This is a genomic window from Labilibaculum sp. (assembly GCF_041595635.1).
Lineage (GTDB): Bacteria > Bacteroidota > Bacteroidia > Bacteroidales > Marinifilaceae > Labilibaculum.
The window spans coordinates 1-21,503 of sequence record NZ_JBFHJW010000064.1; the positions used below are offsets into that span (position 1 = coordinate 1).

Consider the following 21,503-nt stretch of genomic DNA (forward strand, 5'->3'; position numbering starts at 1 on the left):
AATCGGAATTTGCGTTGAATATCGAATTGTTTTTGCATCATTTCCTTTGGTTGTTTATTTCATCATGCCTTTGGTAATTGCCATGGTGGCAGCCGTTCTTACCAATCTTCCCCCTCCTGATCCTGTTCCCGATGCCTGTACGATCCAGGAAGCAATCTTGGGCACCAAGCTCATTCCAACAATACCACAAACGGGAACAATCAGATTGGAGACATAAAATAGTTGAGGCTGATAAATCAGCATGCTGTTGATTTGAAGAATTTCCCATTCCAGCATGTAAATCAAAACCTCCTGAACCAGTGAGAGAATCAGCAGAGCAATGGGCAGGTAGAGATTTACATTGATGAACCTGGCGATCCATTGCAGGTAGTTGTCCTGAAATCCATCAAAAATGGACAGGGCAAATACCAGAGGTCCAAAAATCACTAAAAGGACACAGAAGACCGTCCTCAAAAAGGCAATCAGATAAACAATGGCTTCAAACAGAGATTCCAAGACCTGTCGGATGGCATCCATGATGTAAAAATTGATTTGATTTTGTATGGCCCTTCCGGTAATGATGTTGTAACCGGTAAGCAATAGATTGATTCCTTTGTCCCAAAGCGCTGCCTCCTTCTCCTCGTTCTCATAGAAAAAGGGCAGATCCGATGCCAATATGGCATTCTGTTTCTCCTCCAAAAGGAGCGCCACTTCCTGCTTTTTATTGGCATAAATACTTTCCGAAAGAGAGGACAATCCTTTGGTAGGCACCATGAGTAGATTCACAAATACGCCCCAGAAACTGAGCACCAGGACAAAAGCAAAAGGACGCAAAAGCGGTAATAGTGAGATGGGATTATCTGCGATCAACTCCTCATAGATCCGTTTGGAAATGTAGAAGAAGGCAGCAATTCCCCCAATGGCTCTGGCCATATCCACCAAAAGCCGGGCATGATCAATACCACTGTCAATCAGGCTATCTGTGAACGTAAAAAAGTCATCTGTGGTAAGTATTTGTAGGATCATGATCATCGTTTTATTGGGTTAAAAAGACGTAAGAACTTGCATGCTGATGAGCAAATGAATGAAAGAATTTCAGCTTACTGTAAGTATAGTCCAACTCTCCACTTAACTTGAACAGCGAACTTTTCAGATCGGTGAAAGCCTGGAGCTTCTCGCCCTGTTCAGCTTCCAGAAAGTTGACCATCAGAAACTGCTCCAACATTTCATTGGCTTCTGTTTCGAGCAGCTTCTTTAGCTCACTTCCCTTTTCCAAATCATTCAGGCGATCCAGGTTCTCATACAAGGCAAGGAATGTTTCGCTGAGGCCATAAATATCCTCCAGGTGATCAAAACGACTGTCAAACAATATTTGATCGATCTGTTTTTGCCCTGCATTCAGAATTTTAATCTCGCCTGTTTCCTGATATCTTCCCTTGAACAGGGAACGCTCCATGAGTTTTGCACTCAAGCGCATCAGTCCGGTTTTCAACTTCCCCGTGATCTCCTCAGAATCTGTTACCGGCAGGGATTTAACCTTCCAATAGTAGTGCGTGTAAGGTGTTTTCACAAAAAGATGGGGTACCGGAGGCAACCATCCCTTGAAGGCAATGAAGGAAGCCGGATAATCCTCGTTCATTTCAGGATATCTGCCCTTCCATTTTTTAATGGCAACGGCTTGTCCGCTTAGCATTCCCACCTGGGAAAAGAGAAAAAAAAGGATCGAGAGGATGTGGATAACTATTGATTTTTTCATACCCATAACTTTATTTGTATAGTGAATAATACATGGCGAATCCTTCCAGACTATCACTTTCATAGCTTTTCAAATAGGAAGCATAAAGGAGTTTGTTGTAGAGGTAGCAAATGGTTCCGTAGTGCTGCTTCACACTCAGGTACACACCGTTAATGGTATCATATCGCTGCTTATCATCCATCAGCAACAGGTTATCCTTTAAAATGGTATTTAGGATGGAGTTAACCAGTTGCTGACTATCATCCAATATTAAATCAAAGGATTGAACGATGGCCACAGCCTGCTGATTGGTGAAATTTTCGTCCTGTATCAACAGAGGCAATTTATCGGTATATATGTCCATGACTTTACTCAGCATATTTCGAGTTTCCTGCACCCTTTTGTAGTCCTTGATCAAAGCCGAGACTTTCTCCAGACTTTCCAACATCTTCTGATCGATCCCCAACATTTCACCCGTCAAACCCTTAATGTCTCCATTCAATGCCTTGATCAACACATTGTACCAATTGATTTTGGACAATATGTTTTTTTCTTTGGTCCAGAGAGCTTCCCTTTGGATTCCTGCTCCTACATCGGTAACAGGTGTTTGTGCTCTTGCCTCTTGAAAAAAACTTCCCAAAAGCAAAAACAGAACTGCCAGTACGCTTAATTTCGTTTTCATCTTTCTTGATTTATTACTTACATATTTTTTAGAATTTCAATCAGGGAATGCTCCCCAGAGAGTTTGTGAAGTATCCTTTCTTTCTCCTTCTGTTCGGTCGTATAACAGAAGTATTCTGCTCGACTCACCTCCAGAGCAAAGACTCTGGAATAGGAACCCAATGCAATGAATACCTCTTTAAGTTTCCGGTCTCCCGGCAGATTTTTATTGATGGATAGAATTTGTTCTTTCTGAAAATCTGACAAACCCAAAAACTGACTGATCTGATCAAACTTATTTTTAAACTTGCTCATGTCCAGCAGAATTCGGGTGTCTGCATTATTGATGATGGCATCCCTGATGATAGGAGAAGAGATGATATCATCTATCTCCTGAGTCACCACCATGGCTTCCCCGAAAAATTTACGAATGGTCTTGAAGAAATATTTCAAATAGGCAGCCATCTGAGGAGTCGCAATCGCCTTCCAGGCTTCCTCAATGCAGATCACTTTTCTCACCCCACTAAGCCTTCTCATTTTCTGAAGAAAAATATCCATGATGATAAGGGTTGCGACAGGAAAAATGACGGGATGATCCTTGATATTGTCCAGTTCAAATACCAGAAAGGGACAGGCAAAAAACTCATCGGTCTGCATGGCTTTGTTCAGCAGATAGTCATACTCGCCTCCCTCATAGTATTTGCTAAGAATAAAAAAGTACTCGTGCGTATTGAATGCCAGGGACTGCTTCTCTACCAAATCAGGAATGTAATCCTTGCAAAAACGATAGTAGCCATTAAAAGAACGCTGAAGGCCTGGTATTTGTAAAAAATCTGTCACCGAATGAGCAATCACATCCTTTTCCATGTCTGTGAGTTCCGCCTTGTAAATGGTATAGATGACCGATAAAATGGTTTGCTTGCGTTCCACACTCAGCTCCCCTTCGTACACAAAAGGATTAAAAGAAATAGGGCTTTCCGTTGTGAATTCCACCATCATGGCTCCCCCTTGCTCTTTCAAACTTTCATTCAGATAACGAGTCAACATCTCATAGCTTCTCCCCACATCCAGAAGCACGATATGGCAGTTCCCACTTTCGGCATACTGCCGCAAAAGGTGATTGGTAAAAAAAGATTTCCCTGAACCTGATCCGCCAATAATAAGCTTGTTTCGATTGTGGATCAGGTGCTTTTCCATGGGTTCATCGGAAAGGTCAATTTTCACCGGACAGCCCTCCTGACGATTGGAAAACTGAAGAGTAAATTCCGAATTGGAACTGCGCACCTCTCCTTCAAAATTGCTCAGACAACAAGCCTGAGGAACCTGGGTAATAAAAAGTTCTGTCTCCGGTAATTGAGTGGAAAAAGGCAGACAGGAAAAAAACAGGAGCGGCAAATCAAAGGTATGCTGATAGGGAAAACAGTTCATCAGTGAAAAAGCGGAACTGCATTCGCTCTTGTTTTGTTTGAGCTTTTTGATGGACGGATCCATCAGCATCACATTAAAATGAGTTTTCACAATCTTCTCTCCCGAGGCCTGCACTGTATCCAAAAAATTTTCGATCAATCCTGAATTGATTTTGTTTTCAGAAGAAAAACGAGACAAGCTGTAAATTTTCTTGTAATTACTCTCCAGCATGGCTTTCACCTGCTGCTGTCCGGGCATGTAAATAAACTGATTGGTGATGTGTGAAAAGGAAAGATCATAGCTTACCGGGTAGACAAAGGAACAGGGCAAACCTGTTCCGGGATGTCCGCCCAAAGGTTTTATACTGGAAGGAACATGCGAATAATCACTCAGACTTAGAATCTCCACAAACTGATCCATCACTCGCAGTCGATCCCGAAAATCGATTCCTCCCAGTAGGGTATTTTCCCTTTCAAAATTAAGAGTCAGATACGATTCGATGAGTCCGGTAGCATCTTCCGTTCCGGTGGCCTGCTCCCGACTAATTACTTCACAGCAAATGCCCGATTGAGAAAACAGAGCCATCAGGTTCGCTCGAAGCTCCAAGGCTTTTTCACTTCGGCACTGATCTGCCTGCCTTACTTTCTGTGAGAAAATAAGAGAGGAAGAGAGGTAATTTTTCAAAAGACCTTTATTGAGTAGGCTCACGTAGAGGTAACATTCATGTTTCAGATACTCCCTTCCCTTGAAATGATTGGCATAGGATTCATCCAGATTGGACCCCTCGCAATCAGCACGCTTCTTTGACTCAAACTGCTTCACAAAAAAGAAATCTTGTTTGTGCAAAAGACTGTTTTCCGGCAATAGATTCACTACCCGCTGAAAAGTATCGTGAAGCTGATACAATTCCTCCTGACTGCAGGACAGAAGTTCTGGCAGGTAGAGTTTCAAACCAAAACCAAGATCCAGATTGTTGGAGATCAAAAAATCACCCTGAAAGCCCAGTATCGGCATGCTATTTTCTATGGATTTCACCTTCATAACTTAAGTTTGACAGATTCTTCTTTTCACAGAAATGAACTGAGGTAGTTTTTTGGCGTATCTCTTTTTGTTCCAGCCTTTGTGACCGTATTTTTTTTGGATTCGGTTCAGGCGATAGAGTACGGCAAAAAATGAGGGAAAGCAGATGGCCACAGCAGGAAAAACACCAGTGAGGATGTAAAGTAAAACGAACAGAATAAAAGTACCTACGATACTGTACAGGGCTAAATAAACCAATTCTCCTGAAAAGCCTTTCACATACAAGCTGGTATCTATCTTTTGTATCCTATAGGCATTCATTAGGAAAAGAAGGCCTTGATCACAACACCTACCATAATTAAAAACAAACAGGCACCAAACCATCCCATGATGGCCTTTTGGGTATCCTGATCACCACTTTGCCATTTGATGTAAACGCGCACCCCTCCAATTAAACCCACCACTGCACCAATGGCAATAATCAAATTGGATACCGGATCTACATAGGAATTGATTTCACTGGTGGCCTGATCGATTCCGGTTGCACTTTGGGCCAAAACAAGCGATGCCATGCAAAGCATCCAAAAAAAAAGAGCCATCCTCTTTTGATGAATTTTAAGATTGATTTTTTTCATGGAAGCAAATTTTTAGAACTTATTGTTGATATTGAATTTGATTCAAAATGGAAGCAATAACAGACTCCTCAGAGCTTAAAAAAGCATCCAACTCAAAACCTTCATCCATTCCCATCTCTTCCTGAAAAGAGACAGCAGGTAAAATCCCGGATAAAGAAAGAGGCGAAAGCAATTCAGTTGAAAAATCTTTTGAAGAAACCTGAATGGGAAGCACTTGTTCCTCCTGAAAATTCATTTCTGACTGATCTTCAAAAGTGATCTCTTTGCTTTTCGCTTTGCTTTTCCACCAGGCAATAACAAGTAAGCTCAGGTACCAGAAAAATAGAGCAATTGCAATCAACTTTAAAAAACAATTCCAGGAGACGTGATCTAATCCAAACATGTGCTTCGGTGTTTCATTCAACTTCTTTTATCGGGTTGTTTCAGAAATAAATCCATCTGATCCGACGTGGTAAATATCAGAAAAGCCAAAACATCTTTTTCCCAAGGAAAAGGTATCTTGGGTGTTTTTTTAATGAACTCTTAAAAAAGACAAAAATATGATGTTGTTTGATTTTTTATGTTGAGAATTGATCAGGAAAAATCACTTTACTTTCCCCATTAGTGGTTCAGTTAGCAGCAATTTCATTCAAATAATTGGGAAGTATTCTTTATATAAGGAGAAATCGAATTCAAAAAAAAGCAAGAATTCGATAAACGAATCTTGCATTAAAAGAAATGGATAGAATAAACCTCCAAGAGCAAATGTCTACACTCTTTTGTCCTTGGAGGACTTATCAAAGGCAATGAGGTTAAACAATTCCCGCATTCTGCTGCGAACCCGATTTCCATAGAACCTTTCCAATTCTGAAGCCGAAAGATTGGTGGTTACATGAGTGATAATTTTTCGTTGAACAAAAAGATCATAACGACTCAATAATACTTCCGCCATCACATTGCACTCATTGCCATAGAATTTCTGAATTTGCTCTACCCCCAGATCGTCAAAACAAAGGATACCTGATTTCAGCCTACCTCCTAAACTGTGAACGTAGCCCTTTCCATATCTGTTGATGATTAGAAAGCCTTCTCGCTCAAATTCAAAGCTAACTTCCCGACTGGATTTTATTTGATATTGTTTTAGGGGAGGAAAAAAACTATTCACAAGCCTCATTAGTGAGGTTTTTCCACATCCAATGGGCCCTGTCAAAAGGACTCCTTTCTGCAGGTTCAATCCTTTTTTTCGACAGCATTCTCTGTCTCCTATGGCGTAAATCAAAAGTTTGTAAATCAACTCATGATCGTCTTTGCAAATGAGAAAATGCGGACCAAACAATCTTTTTCCTTCCCTGTTCATCCATTGCAAACATTTCGGAAAATCAAAATTGTATTTGCCCTTCTGCAAGGAAGCTACTTCCTCATAGGGGTTCGGAGTAATCTTTATCGAGCTTGGCATTCAATCTGTTTTTACCCTTTGAACTTTTCCTTTTTTCACTTTTAAAAATTTCTGACAGTCCTTCTTTATTTTTGTTTGTAGTGTTTATTAATAGTGTATCACATGCTGTATCAGTTGCAGTATTCCTAGGGATATCAAATCTGATACAGCTTATGCTACTGCCAGAGTGCAAATTTGCAGCAGGAAAATAATCAATGTAATCCCACTGATTTAGTTGTTTCATACAGCGGGCATAAGTGTTAATAGAACCGATTTTGGAGAGCTTCATCATTTCACATCGACTTACAGAAAAAGGATTTTTAAAGCGATTTAAATTCCAAATTTGGAAACAAGACAAATAGAGGCTAATATGATAAACCCCCATCCGTTCATCCTGTTCCAATTTTTTAAAGAATCCATTGAGATGTCGGACATAATTCATCAGAGACCTCTCCTTCGATAATTGGGTTTTACTTGATTTTGCTCCAACATCTTTCTGATGTTATCAGCATCATAAAACATAACACCTCCTACTTTTGCATAGGGAATCGTTCCTTTGGCTCTCAAGGTTTGTAGTGTTCCTGAAGAAACCCCTAATAATTTACAAACCTCTCTGGATTTTAACCATTTCTTGGCGCGAGGATTATTCTCTTCCTTTAGAATTTTTTTGAATGCATCAAGCAGTTCCATCTTAAATTCTCTTAAATCATCTGTAGTAATTATTTCTGTAGGCATAAGATTTTGGTTTTAATGAAACAAAATGATATTTAGTTCAATTTGCAACTTTTCACAAAATCCATTTCCCAAGCTTCTCCCAAGATGGGGAATTTTTTTTCTATAAATTCTCACTTATTTTCTTATTAAGAGCCTTTGTTAATTGATCTAAGAACTTTGTTGGATTTATTTTTCGGTTTTTTATTTCTGCGAAAATGTGGTAAATATCCCCTAATTCTATTCCGAACATGGTTTCAAACAATTCACTTATATTTTTTATTCCAGCCCGTCCCTCCTCAATGGATTCACTGCAATAAAGCCCATAAATCAACTCTACTAAGGATATTTTACTTGCCGTCCATTTCAGCATTGGAATGTCAGAATTGATTGATCTTTTATCAATTCCAACTTCATCAGGCTCTTTGTCTACTCTTTTCCCTTTCTTTTTTTCTGCTTTTGCCCTGACCAATAAATCTTTTATGCATTCAATTCTAACTTCAAAAAAGAAATTCAAAGGAGAGGAATACAAATCTTTCCCTTGCTTTTTTAACTCCTTATGCAAAGCAATCCTTTCCCTACGTAAAAAGTTGATTTTAGCACGGAGTTTCAAATGATGAGATAGCTCATCTTTGCACCAAATCATGTAGGGATAAAAATCCTTTAATTCATCTTGCCAAGATAGGATCAGTGGTTTATTTTTTCCTTTGTATTTTTTAAATCCATCTAGAAAAGAAGCAATAAATTTCCTTGACTGATGTATAATCTTCTTCTCATAATCCAAACAGGCAAGTAAGTCCTGGAAATCAGTCATAGAAATAGTAACCTGATAGGGTTTAAGATCAGACTGTACAGCTACTTTATCCTCATTGAGGTAAAATCTAAAATTATTAAGAGACATTATTTGTTCATCAAGCATTTCAAACCCTTGCAATATCATCTCCATATACATCTTAACTTCATCACTGAAATTATGAATCAGTAAATTATCACTAATTTCTTTCAGTAATTCATGATGTAAGTGTCCTAAATTTTGTCTAAAAACCTGATAGTTTGAATTGCAATCAAAACATAAATTATAACCATTATTTCTTTTTTCGATAACAACAACAGATTTAGACAATTCGCTTCTTAGTTTAAGAAATTTATCATCTTTAATCATATGCCTAATTTTTAAAATTTAACTTTACTTAAGTTTGTAATTAACATTACATTTCCCATTTAAATTATAGGAAACAAGTCAATAAGTTACAAAAATCTATCATTCTGACACTTATAATTGTAATTATTTTACATTAAAATTATTTTTCACAATTCATACCAAAGAAATTATTTTTCATTTAAACCGAGGTATTTCTTTTTGATCTAGCGTCTAGCCCTTTTGAAACGACAAGTTGGTCAAGGTTTTTGTGGCTATTTTTCATAGACTATTCTCCCTAGCTTATCATTAAAAAAATAGACCAAAACCCAAAGGGCCCGACCTTTACTTCTTGGCGTTCCATAACATATTTACGCTATCAAAATGAAAAATTCTACAAACACTCAAACTATGAACCTTGTAGATAAATCAAGATAAGTATTCATCGTAAAGTCTTATTATACAATTTGTAACAACTAGCAAGTTAGTGACTCGAAGCGATTTGATTTTTAAGGGCTGACCGAAGGCACGCAGGAAAGCTTTTACAAAGCTAAATGAGCTGAGAAAAAAGAAGGATGGAAAAAAACAGGTCAAGCTGGAGCGCAGCGGAACCCCAAGGGATGACAAGTATTTTTTATACCCATTAAAAATGGGACTCGAACAAAAAAGTCTTGCCAAGCTATGACATGATTTTTTCTCTGACGACGAAGTCTAACACCACACAAGTGCCTGTGAAAAATTTTAATCTATTCTAGGAAGAAAAAGTTCTCGCTATTTAAAGCAAAATTATACCTCAGCATTAAGATTAGCACCAAATAGATACAACATTCTAAATTCTTCAGGAAAATTAGAAATAAACAATAGACTGACACAGTCTGGCAGCATGAGCTTTTATATTTGTTGAAAATCAATATCCTATAATCTAAAACCAATGACATCAACTAAAAAACAAAACCCAACTATAAAAGTAATTGGCATAGGAGAAAAAATGCAAAACACTTTATCTAGTCTGCAAACTGAAACCAATGCACAAGTCCAACTAATTACAAAAGCTGAAGAGCTTGAAAAACTAAAAAAAAGCACCCTGGCTACTTGCGTGAATCTGTTGCTAATAATCACCTTGACTGACGATGAATATATGGATTGGGCAAATGATTTAGCAGGATCTCATAAAAATCCTGAAAGACTTACACTAGGAATTCTCATCACAGATAATGCCGATTCTAATAACAATGAATCTGATTTCGATGGGATATTTCAGATCAAAAGGGATGACTTATCTTCGAATGCATCTTACTCCAACAAAATATTTACTCTTGTAAATGAATTAAGCAGAATCTCTTCTATTAACGGTTATATAAACATCGATTTGGAGGATGTAAAAATATGTCTTAAAAATGCAGCATCTTCTGCATTGACAACTGCTAAAGCAAGTGGAAACAACCGAGCAAAGCATACTATCACCAAAGCAGTCGATCAACTTACTAAAGAGCATAATGCAATAAAATATGCCAACAATATCCTCTTGAATATTTATTCTGGGAAAAAAGAGGCCAACATGCTGGAAATATCAGCGATTATCGACTATATACATGATTTTTGCTTAGACGAGAAAGTAGATGTTATGTGGGGAATTGCACATGATGAATCTTTAACAAATGAGCTTTGTATTACATTGATTGCAAGTAGTGCAGAACAAGAGTTAGATAAACCGAATAAATGTACAAGTATTGATGAATAAAATTTTTAACCTATTGAAGTCTATGCATACTAATTAATCACTACATTTAGAAGTCATAATAAAGACTAGAACACCATGTCGCAACGAGAAACTCTAGGACGTTATAATTTAATCCTAAAAAAATTACGCCGAGGATATGCCAGTTTTAAGGAGATTCAAAATTATTTAGCCCGTGAATCCGAGATACAGTCGCTTAACTTCAATATATCAGAAAGAACCTTCTTTAGAGATAAGAATGAAATTCTATCGCTATACAATATAGATATTCAGTTTGATCGTTCACGAAATGCATACTATATCGCCAGGGACGATAATGAAGATTACAGTGGTAGAATGCTCGAATCTTTCGATGTTTTTAATACATTAAATATTTCGGAGCGCCTAACAGATTACATCCACTTTGAATCGAGAAAATCTGGTGGTACTGAACATCTGTCTGGCATATTGCATAGCATCAAAAACCAACTTAAACTCCGATTTACTTATCAAAAATATTCAGAAGAAACACCAACGGAACGCACGGTAGAACCCTACGCTCTAAAAGAATATCAACACCGTTGGTACTTGATAGCAAAAGATCTCCCTAATAAGAAAATAAAAAGCTTCGCACTTGATAGAATTCAAAGCATCGAAATTGGAAGTGATAAATTTAAACGTTCAAGAGATTTTAATCTTGAAAAAATGTATCAATATAGTTTTGGTGTGATTAACTCCCCCAATACTCAACCAGATAAAATTATTCTAAGCTTCACTCCTTTTCAAGGCAAATACATAAAAAACTTAGCCTTGCACCCTACTCAAACCACACTAATTGATGATGACAAGGAATACAGAATATCACTCGAAATGCACATCACTCACGATTTTATTATGGAGCTACTTTCTCTAGGCGATCAGGTTCAGGTTATCAGCCCGAAAAGTTTAATCAATGACATCCGCGATAGGCACAAACAGGCTTACCTGAAATATAAGATTCAGTAGGTAATTTTATTGAACCCTAATAATCTTGATAGATAATTAGAACTTGAATACATAAAAAAAATCCCACCGTATGGGTAAGATTATTCTGATTACTTTATAAATCTAGATTTAGTTTATCAATTCCTTAATTAAGTTGTTACTTTGTCTGTTGCAAAATGGAAATTATTTAGCGGCAGTAGTTGGATCTTTTGAAAGAATATTTTCAAGTTTTGAAAAAACATTCCTTGTATGAGAATTTTGTATTTCTCCTGCGACAATGTCCCCAATATTTGTAAAATCATCTACCTTAAACTTTTGCGAAGCATAATTTCCCCAAGTTTTTTCATCTTTATAAATGGTATCTCTTTCTTCATCAGTTAGATCAATATCCAAGGTTAAAACTTGATCGATCTGATTATTCAACAACTTAATTTTTAATTCAAAACAACTCTCTATTGGATCGAACAGATCCTTAAACAAAACAAGGAGAACTAGATTATTATACTTTTTTGAATGTAGAAAACAAAAACTATTTGAACCCTTTTTATCAACAGAAAAATTTTCACTAAACGATTCACACACATTTTCTATTTCTCCAATAATACTACTACGAACGTTAAGTTCAAAAGCTTTTAAAGCATTTATTTTTTGTTGATTTTTTTTGTAAAATTCTAAATCCTTCTTCTCCATAACACTTGTGCTTAAATTGATAATATTCTGATAAAGATCTTCTAAAAAGATCAAGTATTTTGGACTTACCTCTTTTCTGTACCCATTAAGATTTATCATCACACTTTCTAAAAATTCCATATGAGTGATATTAATAAAATGCTCATGCCCAGTATTTGGAATTATTTTTAGTGAAAGCACAACTCCTATTTTATCTTCAACCTTGATTGAGTCCCAATAATCTATTAAATCATTTCCTAAAAAATGATAGACCTTATTCTCTATGATGATGGCATTTACTTCGTCATACAACAAGAGATCAATTCTTCCTTTATTAACAGTATAATATTCAGTCTTAATACTAAAATTATTATTGAAAATAATAGAGCTCTCTGATTCTTTCGTCTTTTCTTTGATAACCTCAAGAAAGGTGGAAATGAACAGATCTTTCAAACCATGTACTTCATTCACGTTAAAATAAAAAGCATATATGTTTGATAAAACATTTTCATAATGAGGCTGTTTAGCTATCCCCAAAAAGGTCTTTGGCTTACTCTTTATTTCGGGAATTTCACTAGTCTGTAGAAATTCTTGCAATTCATTTAAGTCCATATTATTTGAATACTTGGTTTTCATTTTATAAGTAGCTTGAATTGCATTTATATAAAAAAGGATAAGTAGCGGATTATGAACTACTCCAACTCGTTGGTTTTGATATTGAAAAAGAATGAGGATTTAGGAGATTTCCAATGTTTTTTCAGTTGATCCATTGCGATAAAATTTGATTCTATTTCATCTAAAGGAACAACATATAACTGTTCTGGGTTCGAGGGCTCACCATGGACACCAATAGCAATGAAAACCGGAATTTCTTTCTTTTTCTGAAACTTTCTGTAGTTCTCGAGTTGTTTTTCGCTAGCAAACTCCAAACCGCCCTTGTCAAAAATACTTCGCCATTTGCATTCTACCGAAAACTGTTGATGGCTTTTCCCTAATTCTAACTCAATCGTTAAATCTGGATGAGTGGTTGTTTCGGCATACACTCCTTTAATGTATTTATCACCTGCCCATTCCTTGATGGTATAATATTTTTTGGAAAACTTTTGAACGATAAATTTTTCAAAGTCATCTCCCTTCTTTTTTGCTTGATTAATGACCTCGGTTTCGGCGGGAGATGGATTTTTAGCCAATTCAGCTTCGATATCTTTTATGACTTCCCTTGGGTTTAATTCAATTTCCTTTGCTTTTTTACTAAGAATACGTTTCTCATTTTGAGTAAGTACACCATCTGCTTTTGCTAATTCAATAAGACTATTTAACTCAACTTTTGCTTTATCGGTAATCGTTTCAAAAGAATCTACACTTTTAGAATATGAACTATTATCTGTTGCCAATGCAGGATTTACAAACGCATTGCTCCGATAAATAAAAAATCCAACCAAGATCAAAAGAGTTCCCAATACCATTAATGTCATACCAATCATTCGTTTCATTTTAGATTTCACTGGAAATGTTTTTTTAGATCCAAAAGCACTTTATTCTCATTAGAAATTAAAGTAATCCTGGAAAAATTATTGATGAATAAAAGTAAAAATAAAACTAGCAAAACATCAACGAGAATAGATTTAATTGAAAATATAAACGTTAAACAGTAGATACATAACACCTTGTGATTTGAAAAATTAACAAAAAGGCTATTCCTAGGGATATCAACCGTTACAGACCAATTGTTTAATAATACATTACTTTTTATGAAACACTGCCACACAACATAAAACTTGCTTATCGACTTAACTTTTCCTGATTTTATCGGATTGAAAATCCTGAACTCATTGCCCATAGATTACAAAGCTGCGGGAGCTGAGTTGCGGGCTTACAGAGCCGAAGTTGAAAATTATTCAGATCCCCAACTAAAAGTGGGAACCTGAAATATTATAATTAGAGCAGAAATCCCGTGAAAATTCCTGTTGGTTGTGCAGCTCCTGGTTTAAAGACAGAGAGCTAATTTGGAAAACATGCGGAAGAAGCCAAAGGAGTTTGGAACCCCTGGCGAACTTTTTGCCGAGGCCCGAGGAGTGAACGCCATACTTCACTAGCAAAAAAATTAAACTAGACCCTTAAAATTTTAGCTTTCTGTTCGCTGAATTCGGAATCGGTTAAGATTCCTTTCTCCTTCAATTTTGCTAATCTTTCCAATTGATCGACAATAGTATTGGATTGATCGACAACAACAGGTACTTTTTCAGAAGGCATCATTTTCATGTCATTGTCAATGGCTTGTTCATCATATATCGTTAGTTTACGATCAGGTCTGAAGAATTTATAATATTCTCTACCTGCAGCAAGAGCTTTTTGTCGATCCGATCCATCCAAAGCTTGCCGATATTCTTTTGTTAATCTTGCTACTAACATTCGTCTGCCACGTATTCCTCTAGAAAGAGCCCTTAAAATAAAAAAGCCTGCTATTGCAGCCAAACCATAGGGTATAATAGTTTCAATATCCATTTACCAAATTCCTTTTTAAAGTTAATAAAGATTCAAACTTAAGTAAAACTAAACAAAAACAGGATCATTTATCAATAAAATCTCAATACGAAATATTATTTTAAGTGATTCCTAAGAATAAAATAATTAGCTATCACTTGTTGGATTTTTAAATATCTGAAGAGTGCGGGCATAGTAGTTAAAGCTTTGGAGGATTTCTTCTTTTGATTGCTTTGATGATTTTCTCTTATGATTTGCTTGTAGAGATGGAGATTGTCCTGAGAAATTTCGGGTGTGATTTATTTTAGTGAAACTATTTTTCTTTTTTCACCTTGTCATATTTAACTAACCCCACCTTATTTCTACTTACAACTTCACCCGTACGAGTATCAATAACCGTTTCTAAGACCATATTAAACTCACTGGACATTGTTGTCGAAATTTGATAAGTACCAACTGGATTCGGAGTATCAGAGTTATTAAAACTCATTAAAAAAATTGAGATAAGAATTATAAATGCTCCAGTAATACTAATATTTAATAGTTGGTTTTTTAGTTTCATATTTACACATTCTAAATTTTTATACAACACTTTGCTTTAGATTGTACTATTTATTAATAACCGCTGACGGTAAGTATAAGAATAGTAGCCGATTGCGTGGCACTTTCCTGTCAAGTTACAGAGAAGTTGAAGCGCGCTACAACCCTTGAATTTACAACTGTCTCGGCTATTATTTTTATACATTGTGTGTGCCCTGCATGAGCATGATCACACCCACCGAAAGGTCAGTAAAAATGTTAAATATACAAACGTTCAGCAAGGACAAGCCTATGCATGGTCTCGTTCGCGAATGGGTGGTTGGGCGATTGCTCAGAGTCCAATTCTAAGAACGACCATTACGCTAGAAAGGTTGAAGAAGCGAGGTTATGAATCTATGCTCGACATTTACAAACAAATCACGCCTGTAAGACGTGACTTATTATTCCCCATAACTTAACGAACCGCCGTATACGAGACCCGTACGGTGGTGTGAGAGGTTCTCCGCTAGGCTAATGGCCTAGCGGCTACGTACTCGATTAGGTTTTCGTGCTTTATTATCGGCAAACTATCCTTGTGTTGGGTGAATCATACTCTTTGACAAGTTTTGGCCTGTGTGTTGGATTTTTGAGCGACTTGGCAATGTGTATGGTTGCTAAGAATTGGCATAATCTCTTATTTATCCAAATCTTCAACTTTAAATGTTTCTAAAAAAAGCTTATATGATTCAATTATTTCATCTCTGGTAGTCTTTATATCATATCTGTTTTCAAATACCCAATCATATATCTTATCATTTAGAACTGTATTTAACCTATATTTTCTTTCTTCATATTGTTCAGAAACGAATGGAGACAACATTTTTGGATAAGATAAATAAATATGGTCGTCAAATCGATATGGATGTACATATGGAATAAATGCATTCTCTTTTAAGCGAAGCGAAAAGAATTCTTCTAAACAAGGTAAAATTCTTCGAGCTGTAGAATAACTTCCCTTTAGGCTCTTAAGTATTTTTTCAAAAGCGCCCTTTGTTATAGGACTAGTCTGTTTTTCTTTTGTAAAGAGAACCTCTTTAACTTTGCTTGAAGGATCTGAGGATTTTGAAAAAGACTTAAATACTTCACTCGCTTTATAAAGAAAAAAGTCAGTATAATCATAGGAAGGCGTACCTCCTCTAAGTTTTATTGTGAGTTCTTTTTCTTTTAATATGTATAAATCACCATATTCAGGATTAATAGTATTATCATAAATGATTTTTAAAGATTCAATTGAATGAAGAAGTGATTCAATTGACATTTCTATTTCTCCAACATTAATTTTAAGTTTTCCCCAATGGTCAAACTGCGAAATATTAAATTGTTTAACCATTTCTTCATTCGAATAATAATTCAAAAACATACTTCCGATAGCTTTATCCTTTTCTTCTTTAAAAATATTATCAAAGTTAGACGTCAACAATTTAAACGTACTATACATTAAATCTTTATATAACGTTTCGTTATATTCGGGTCTTATTTTATTTCTATTTAATGTCAAGACTTTTGAAGCTTTATCCTTATGGATATTACATTCAATACCTAGAAATTTCAACCGTAGATTATTTTCAACACTTTGGCTCTTATAATAACTTAGAGTATTCCACCGATTCTCTTTAGCTTCAAAATGAAACTTTAATTCTAAACTATTTTCCTCTTCGAAAAAGTCAAATTGTTTTGCTTTATCAGACCTAGTTTCAATAGATTCATTACCTATGTTTAATTTAATTGGGAAATAGCTTTTATATGCAAAATCAAATATTTCATCCAATACTTTCCCTAATTCAATATCCATTGATTCATGAGAAAAAGGGTCGTAATTATGTGCTATTCTGCTCGCATTTCTATGTTCTCCTTTTATTGTATATCTATCTGGGATAGCTATAGTTTTATGATTCAGTGTAATTTTTGTACTTGGCTTTACAGAATGGTCTGATTTCTTTCGTTGAATAAGAATATCTCCATTTTTAGGAGAATTGGGGCTGTTAAGTTCGATAAACTGAAGCTTTTCATCGAAAAAACTTTTGGTTTCAATATTAACGACATTTGATAACATAAAAATACTCTGGAAACCAATACCAAAAGTTCCAGATGGTTGCATCCACTTTGGCATTGAATCAATAATATTAGTTCGAGTTTTATTTTTCGAAGAACTACCAGTATTCATCAAAAATTTCAAATCATCATTTGAAATACCAGTTCCATTATCGATAATTTCTATGAGCCAATTCTTAAATTCACCTTTAACTTCTTTTTCTATAATATTAATTGTTATTGGGTAATCTTTAATTATTTCAAGATATTCACAGCTCTGGGGTGTTGAGTAATCTTTTGATTCTTTATGTTCTAACCATATACGTATGAGTGTTGCATCTACGGCATTTTGCAGAATTTCACGAATGCATTGATAAGCACCATCATAAAGCCCAGCACCTTGCAATAAACCCAATGCTTTATCTGTATCCACTCTGAATTTTGGCTTGTTTTTCCCATCTATATAATCATAGTCTGATAATTCTACTTTTAGATTTCCAATGGTTGGTAAATAACCCAATTCTTTAAATGGAACAATATTATTCCAATTAATCATTTGCTGACTAATTTCAGAATTTAGATAATTGAACCAGTGTTGAGTAATATTGGCAGTATCATAATTGTTACATTTTGCTGCAACCTCAATTTTTTCTCTATCAACCCTAAATGATTCTATTGATAAATGTTTTGATTTATGATTTAAAGTATCGATAGGTATTTTTGTAAGGGTACGTAGCATTACTTCTGAAAACCTATTATTATCTAAGTCAAGTAGATCGCCTATTCTTAGCAAACATGCAATAAATCTCGGATGTGCATCATCGATATCAATACCAACCTCACAAAATGGAAGGTCTAAAACTTCCTCAAAATCTTTTGTGTGACTAGCACAAATATCACCTAATATTTTGAAAATTCGTTGAGGAATCACGCCTCTAGGGGATGACATAGAAAGCGTTTTCGCTGGATTTACTATGATTTCTTTGGAGCGGTTTGAATGTTTATTTCTAAAAAACTCGGCGAGTATGAATTTTATACCATCGTGTAATTCAAGATTAAGGTAGTTACTTTTATATTTGATTTGGTTTTCTACGATTTCAAATTGAGATGCAAATTCATGTAATCCACTCTTTTCATCTTTTATTAAATCCTTAAAAAAAGTTATGAAATCATTAGATTTTAAAGATTTAATAAGTTCTTCACTTGTCACTACCATACCGATATCATGGCTATAACTTGCCTCAAGAATCAACCAAATGTCTATAGCTGACAATTTTTCAATATTTTCAACACCTAGTATTCTGACAATATTGTTAATGATGGTAATAGAGTGTGTCTCATCGTGTAGGCTATAATGAGGGAAAAGTGACGAAACTGCATTTAACGCTGTTGGAATTATTTTCTTATCATAATTCCACTGAGCAAATAATATCTCACTTTGTGTCCCTTTAGTTTTTTCGTAGAGTATATTTTCTAGATGTCTTATCATTACTATTCAATTTTAAAATTGTGTGTCGGCAAAAATTTGGCTCTTTTACAGGCTGAAGGATCAGCTAGTGAATGGAGCTTGTAAATGTGCCAAATTTGCGGTGGCTTTGTTTCTTTGCATGAAACCTAACGATTGCAATAAGAAACGTTGGCGGAGTTCAGAGAGATAATCTCTCAGTTTACCACCTAGCCAATTCTGCGATTTGTAAGTTATTTTTCTTTTCCACAAACGTCAAATCGCAGAATTGGCGATGCCCAAAAAGAGCTCCGCCGACCGAGCCCCCGCGAACCGCCTATGTTTTTTAATGTGTGTTACCATACGTTTTTATTTCCCATAGTTCCTTAGCAAATTCAAGAAGTTCAATTTGTCTTTTTTGAATTACTTCTAAATTCCATTCAGCAGTATCGCAAATCTCTTTTGTTAAGTCAAAAGAAGTTGTTTCATTTTTTCGAGTATAAATCTCTTTTTTTCTATCGAAAGAATAGTTTTGTGCTTGAGAATTTTTACGACCACTTAACAGAACTAAATTTCCTAGTTTATGAACATTCTCAATAATTTCGATTTCATTAAATTTTGAACTCCAATAAATGTCAGTTGCAGTTTGAGGAAGTACATGTTCAATCGAAATTGTACCAGAATAAGTTTTTATCACGGAATCGTCTTGTCTTGCTGAATCTATTCTTAACAATATGGCTTTAGCATAAGACATTCCATAAACATTACTTGTTAAAAGATTAAAGAATTCTGTGTTATTAGTATGGCCATAAATTAAACTGCTTATTTTTTCTTTATTCGTTCCTTCATTTACTTTACTTATAACATTATAATAAACAGTATTTCGTTTTGCTCTACCTAATCTACGAACCCAATTTTGATAAGTTATTTTTTCAATCAATTCGATATATTCATAAAATGACATATCATCAATAGGATTATTCATATATGCTAAAACCGCAGGTATCCACTCGTCATAGCTTACATTAAATAATGATTGAACAAGTTTTTTTGTCTTATTATCATCGAAGGCATTATTTTTTAATTTATTGTAATTCTTAGAAGAAGTCACAAGATTTTTACAAAATTCTTCAGCAGAGATGTTGTTTTCCTTTAAGTAATCTACATATTCTTGATATAAATCTTTTTTTGATTTTGTTGATTTTAAAGCAGTTCTGTAATGACCTAAAAAAGAATCTAAATTTTTTATTTTAATAATTTCTTCTAATTGATTCCAATAATGTTCGACCTTGCTTTGTTCTAATTCAGAACTGGCTATTCCAAAAAGTTGATTTTTAAGTAAATCACCGTTTGACAAGGATAATCCTCTTGCATTTAGAACATTAAAAAGTCTATATGCTGATTCAAAACTGTCTGTATTTACAAATACAACATATACGTTTTGTAAAAGATAGTTAGCATACTTTTTTAAGTATGTTTCATCTTTTTCTTTGAAGTAGTTTTCTATTGTTGCAAGGTTAACAATAAACTTTTGCTCAATCTCTCCAAGAATATGTTCTTTGTCAAGTTGTTTCCCTAATAAAATATGTTCATAGAAAAACAAATGTTCTTTTTGACGGACTTTTAATCTTGGTTGTTCAGGTTCGTCTGTTAATGCGTTTATCGGTAATATTTTTTTCTGAATTTCTGCTTTTGCCGTTTCGTTTACAATCAGGTTTCTTAAAGCAGCAAAAATCAAAGTAAGGGTTGTCAATCTTTGTTGACCATCTACAATATCGTAGATTTTTTTCCCTTTTTCAATTGTTATAATTGAACCAATAAAATATTCAGTGAGATTACTTTCAAAAGCATCTGCTACATCATTTATTAATTCACTAACATTGTCTTCATTCCAAGAGTATGGTCTTTGATATTTTGGAATTTCATAAATATGATTATCTGCAAAAATGCTTGATAGGTCTTTTTCTTCTGCTTTCATTTATCTTCGTTTCTGTTTTTTAATGTATGGTAACGGTTTGTGTAAGAATAGTGGCGGAATTAACGAACAAAATTTGATTAAATGAGCGAATGTGAAAAAATAAAAAAAAGGGGAGGGCATTAATTTTTTTAATGTTGATAACATTGAATTTATGAAAGCTACTCCAGATAACTTTTACGACTTGGCTATAGTTGACCCACCTTATGGGTTAGGTATTGACGGACAAAAGGAAAGTAAAAAAGGAAAGAAAAGCGACCGAAAAGGACACGCACAAAAAGACTGGGATAATGCAATACCTAAAGCAGAATACTTTGAGCAATTATTTAGAGTTAGTAAAAACCAAATAATTTGGGGTGGAAACTATTTTGTTGAGCATTTGAAAGAAGGACACAAAGGATGGATTATTTGGGATAAAGCACAACACGGATTAACAATGAGTGATTGTGAGCTTGCTTATAGTAGTTTTGATTGCCCTACACGCATTTATACTAAGAATAGAGCAATACTATTGCAAGAAGGAACAATACACCCAACACAGAAGCCTAAACACCTTTACAGATGGTTATTGCAGAACTATGCAAATAAAGGCGATAAGATACTTGACACGAACGGAGGCAGTATGACAATAGCACTTGCTTGCCATGATGAAAAGTTTGATATTGATATTTGCGAAATAGATGCAGATTACTTTAAAAAAGGCACTGAACAATATGAGTTGCACAAACGCCAACTCCAATTGTTTTGAAAAAACAAAAGCGGGCGGGCTTTTTATTTTTGGTTTTATAGCACGAACCTTTATTAAATGAGCTGAACCCGCCATTATTTTTACACGTTGTTAGGCACTGTGCCTTTTACAATAGGATTACAGACCTACAAATAACAGCGAATAAAATAAATGATATAGGCATTGTGCCTAAC

Annotated in this window: 21 protein-coding genes; 5 read left to right on the forward strand and 16 right to left on the reverse strand. The window is 35.0% G+C overall.

The window, feature by feature from the left end; genetic code table 11:
* Positions 1 to 54 precede the first annotated feature (54 nt).
* The 10 genes from ABYT26_RS14750 to ABYT26_RS14795 form a co-directional block, all read right to left on the reverse strand.
* The gene (locus tag ABYT26_RS14750; RefSeq protein WP_372755239.1) at positions 55 to 1,005 is read right to left on the reverse strand and encodes a hypothetical protein; all 951 of its coding nucleotides are present in this window, start codon (positions 1,003 to 1,005) and stop codon (positions 55 to 57) included.
* Between the two features lie 10 nt (positions 1,006 to 1,015).
* Positions 1,016 to 1,735: a hypothetical protein gene (locus tag ABYT26_RS14755; protein ID WP_372755241.1), complete on the reverse strand. Its 720-nt coding sequence runs from the start codon at positions 1,733 to 1,735 to the stop codon at positions 1,016 to 1,018.
* Between the two features lie 10 nt (positions 1,736 to 1,745).
* Entirely contained in the window at positions 1,746 to 2,396 is a 651-nt protein-coding gene (locus ABYT26_RS14760) for a hypothetical protein (RefSeq protein ID WP_372755243.1), read from the reverse strand.
* A 17-nt stretch (positions 2,397 to 2,413) separates the two neighbouring features.
* Complete coding sequence (locus ABYT26_RS14765; RefSeq protein WP_372755245.1) at positions 2,414 to 4,822, reverse strand: TraG family conjugative transposon ATPase; 2,409 nt, start codon at positions 4,820 to 4,822, stop codon at positions 2,414 to 2,416.
* Positions 4,823 to 4,825: 3 nt separating this feature from the next.
* Entirely contained in the window at positions 4,826 to 5,122 is a 297-nt protein-coding gene (locus ABYT26_RS14770; RefSeq protein ID WP_372755247.1) for a DUF4133 domain-containing protein, read from the reverse strand.
* Positions 5,122 to 5,436: a DUF4134 domain-containing protein gene (locus ABYT26_RS14775; protein WP_372755249.1), complete on the reverse strand. Its 315-nt coding sequence runs from the start codon at positions 5,434 to 5,436 to the stop codon at positions 5,122 to 5,124. The genes ABYT26_RS14770 and ABYT26_RS14775 overlap by 1 nt, the downstream gene beginning before the upstream one ends.
* Before the next feature lie 19 nt (positions 5,437 to 5,455).
* Positions 5,456 to 5,818 (reverse strand): hypothetical protein, encoded by a 363-nt coding sequence (locus ABYT26_RS14780; protein WP_372755251.1) that lies wholly within the window; start codon positions 5,816 to 5,818, stop codon positions 5,456 to 5,458.
* A gap of 366 nt (positions 5,819 to 6,184) precedes the next feature.
* On the reverse strand, positions 6,185 to 6,871 hold the full coding sequence (locus ABYT26_RS14785) for an ATPase (protein WP_372755253.1): 687 nt from the start codon (positions 6,869 to 6,871) through the stop codon (positions 6,185 to 6,187).
* Between the two features lie 420 nt (positions 6,872 to 7,291).
* Positions 7,292 to 7,585: a helix-turn-helix domain-containing protein gene (locus tag ABYT26_RS14790; RefSeq protein WP_372755255.1), complete on the reverse strand. Its 294-nt coding sequence runs from the start codon at positions 7,583 to 7,585 to the stop codon at positions 7,292 to 7,294.
* 100 nt (positions 7,586 to 7,685) lie between these two features.
* Positions 7,686 to 8,723, reverse strand: a complete 1,038-nt coding sequence (locus ABYT26_RS14795) for an RteC domain-containing protein (RefSeq protein WP_372755257.1) — start codon at positions 8,721 to 8,723, stop codon at positions 7,686 to 7,688.
* 907 nt (positions 8,724 to 9,630) lie between these two features.
* Here ABYT26_RS14795 and ABYT26_RS14800 point away from each other — a divergent pair.
* Positions 9,631 to 10,440 (forward strand): hypothetical protein, encoded by an 810-nt coding sequence (locus ABYT26_RS14800; RefSeq protein WP_372755259.1) that lies wholly within the window; start codon positions 9,631 to 9,633, stop codon positions 10,438 to 10,440.
* A 75-nt stretch (positions 10,441 to 10,515) separates the two neighbouring features.
* Positions 10,516 to 11,421 carry a helix-turn-helix transcriptional regulator gene (locus ABYT26_RS14805; RefSeq protein WP_372755261.1) on the forward strand — a complete coding sequence of 302 codons (906 nt, stop codon included), beginning with the start codon at positions 10,516 to 10,518 and terminating at the stop codon, positions 11,419 to 11,421.
* A gap of 162 nt (positions 11,422 to 11,583) precedes the next feature.
* Here ABYT26_RS14805 and ABYT26_RS14810 read toward each other — a convergent pair whose 3' ends face one another.
* Complete coding sequence (locus ABYT26_RS14810; protein ID WP_372755263.1) at positions 11,584 to 12,705, reverse strand: PD-(D/E)XK nuclease family protein; 1,122 nt, start codon at positions 12,703 to 12,705, stop codon at positions 11,584 to 11,586.
* A gap of 56 nt (positions 12,706 to 12,761) precedes the next feature.
* Positions 12,762 to 13,574, reverse strand: a complete 813-nt coding sequence (locus tag ABYT26_RS14815; protein WP_372755265.1) for a hypothetical protein — start codon at positions 13,572 to 13,574, stop codon at positions 12,762 to 12,764.
* 273 nt (positions 13,575 to 13,847) lie between these two features.
* On the opposite strand from ABYT26_RS14815, the gene ABYT26_RS14820 reads away from it, so the two are divergent.
* Entirely contained in the window at positions 13,848 to 13,997 is a 150-nt protein-coding gene (locus ABYT26_RS14820; RefSeq protein ID WP_372755267.1) for a hypothetical protein, read from the forward strand.
* 181 nt (positions 13,998 to 14,178) lie between these two features.
* Here the strand turns inward: ABYT26_RS14820 and ABYT26_RS14825 are convergent, their stop codons facing one another.
* Positions 14,179 to 14,574: an SHOCT domain-containing protein gene (locus tag ABYT26_RS14825; RefSeq protein WP_372755269.1), complete on the reverse strand. Its 396-nt coding sequence runs from the start codon at positions 14,572 to 14,574 to the stop codon at positions 14,179 to 14,181.
* A 292-nt stretch (positions 14,575 to 14,866) separates the two neighbouring features.
* Positions 14,867 to 15,115, reverse strand: coding sequence for a hypothetical protein (locus tag ABYT26_RS14830; RefSeq protein ID WP_372755271.1), 249 nt, complete (start codon positions 15,113 to 15,115; stop codon positions 14,867 to 14,869).
* A 184-nt stretch (positions 15,116 to 15,299) separates the two neighbouring features.
* Between ABYT26_RS14830 and ABYT26_RS14835 the strand changes: the two genes are divergently transcribed.
* Positions 15,300 to 15,551: a hypothetical protein gene (locus ABYT26_RS14835; RefSeq protein ID WP_372755273.1), complete on the forward strand. Its 252-nt coding sequence runs from the start codon at positions 15,300 to 15,302 to the stop codon at positions 15,549 to 15,551.
* Positions 15,552 to 15,766: 215 nt separating this feature from the next.
* Here ABYT26_RS14835 and ABYT26_RS14840 read toward each other — a convergent pair whose 3' ends face one another.
* Together ABYT26_RS14840 and ABYT26_RS14845 are read right to left on the reverse strand one after the other, a co-directional pair.
* Complete coding sequence (locus ABYT26_RS14840) at positions 15,767 to 18,652, reverse strand: ATP-binding protein (RefSeq protein ID WP_372755275.1); 2,886 nt, start codon at positions 18,650 to 18,652, stop codon at positions 15,767 to 15,769.
* A 301-nt stretch (positions 18,653 to 18,953) separates the two neighbouring features.
* The gene (locus ABYT26_RS14845) at positions 18,954 to 20,585 is read right to left on the reverse strand and encodes a DUF262 domain-containing protein (protein ID WP_372755277.1); all 1,632 of its coding nucleotides are present in this window, start codon (positions 20,583 to 20,585) and stop codon (positions 18,954 to 18,956) included.
* A 151-nt stretch (positions 20,586 to 20,736) separates the two neighbouring features.
* Between ABYT26_RS14845 and ABYT26_RS14850 the strand changes: the two genes are divergently transcribed.
* Positions 20,737 to 21,330: a DNA methyltransferase gene (locus ABYT26_RS14850; RefSeq protein WP_372755279.1), complete on the forward strand. Its 594-nt coding sequence runs from the start codon at positions 20,737 to 20,739 to the stop codon at positions 21,328 to 21,330.
* Positions 21,331 to 21,503: the final 173 nt, after the last annotated feature.

Excerpts from the sequence above, each read along its gene's own strand:
- ABYT26_RS14830 (WP_372755271.1), bottom strand. The coding sequence starts at position 15,115 with ATGAAACTAAAAAACCAACTATTAAATATTAGTATTACTGGAGCATTT.
- ABYT26_RS14810 (WP_372755263.1), bottom strand. The coding sequence starts at position 12,705 with ATGAAAACCAAGTATTCAAATAATATGGACTTAAATGAATTGCAAGAA.
- ABYT26_RS14800 (WP_372755259.1), top strand. The coding sequence starts at position 9,631 with ATGACATCAACTAAAAAACAAAACCCAACTATAAAAGTAATTGGCATA.
- ABYT26_RS14840 (WP_372755275.1), bottom strand. The coding sequence starts at position 18,652 with ATGATAAGACATCTAGAAAATATACTCTACGAAAAAACTAAAGGGACA.
- ABYT26_RS14765 (WP_372755245.1), bottom strand. The coding sequence starts at position 4,822 with ATGAAGGTGAAATCCATAGAAAATAGCATGCCGATACTGGGCTTTCAG.
- ABYT26_RS14850 (WP_372755279.1), top strand. The coding sequence starts at position 20,737 with ATGAAAGCTACTCCAGATAACTTTTACGACTTGGCTATAGTTGACCCA.
- ABYT26_RS14845 (WP_372755277.1), bottom strand. The coding sequence starts at position 20,585 with ATGAAAGCAGAAGAAAAAGACCTATCAAGCATTTTTGCAGATAATCAT.
- ABYT26_RS14780 (WP_372755251.1), bottom strand. The coding sequence starts at position 5,818 with ATGTTTGGATTAGATCACGTCTCCTGGAATTGTTTTTTAAAGTTGATT.
- ABYT26_RS14795 (WP_372755257.1), bottom strand. The coding sequence starts at position 8,723 with ATGATTAAAGATGATAAATTTCTTAAACTAAGAAGCGAATTGTCTAAA.
- ABYT26_RS14790 (WP_372755255.1), bottom strand. The coding sequence starts at position 7,585 with ATGCCTACAGAAATAATTACTACAGATGATTTAAGAGAATTTAAGATG.
- ABYT26_RS14775 (WP_372755249.1), bottom strand. The coding sequence starts at position 5,436 with ATGAAAAAAATCAATCTTAAAATTCATCAAAAGAGGATGGCTCTTTTT.
- ABYT26_RS14805 (WP_372755261.1), top strand. The coding sequence starts at position 10,516 with ATGTCGCAACGAGAAACTCTAGGACGTTATAATTTAATCCTAAAAAAA.
- ABYT26_RS14750 (WP_372755239.1), bottom strand. The coding sequence starts at position 1,005 with ATGATCCTACAAATACTTACCACAGATGACTTTTTTACGTTCACAGAT.
- ABYT26_RS14755 (WP_372755241.1), bottom strand. The coding sequence starts at position 1,735 with ATGAAAAAATCAATAGTTATCCACATCCTCTCGATCCTTTTTTTTCTC.
- ABYT26_RS14770 (WP_372755247.1), bottom strand. The coding sequence starts at position 5,122 with ATGAATGCCTATAGGATACAAAAGATAGATACCAGCTTGTATGTGAAA.
- ABYT26_RS14785 (WP_372755253.1), bottom strand. The coding sequence starts at position 6,871 with ATGCCAAGCTCGATAAAGATTACTCCGAACCCCTATGAGGAAGTAGCT.
- ABYT26_RS14760 (WP_372755243.1), bottom strand. The coding sequence starts at position 2,396 with ATGAAAACGAAATTAAGCGTACTGGCAGTTCTGTTTTTGCTTTTGGGA.
- ABYT26_RS14825 (WP_372755269.1), bottom strand. The coding sequence starts at position 14,574 with ATGGATATTGAAACTATTATACCCTATGGTTTGGCTGCAATAGCAGGC.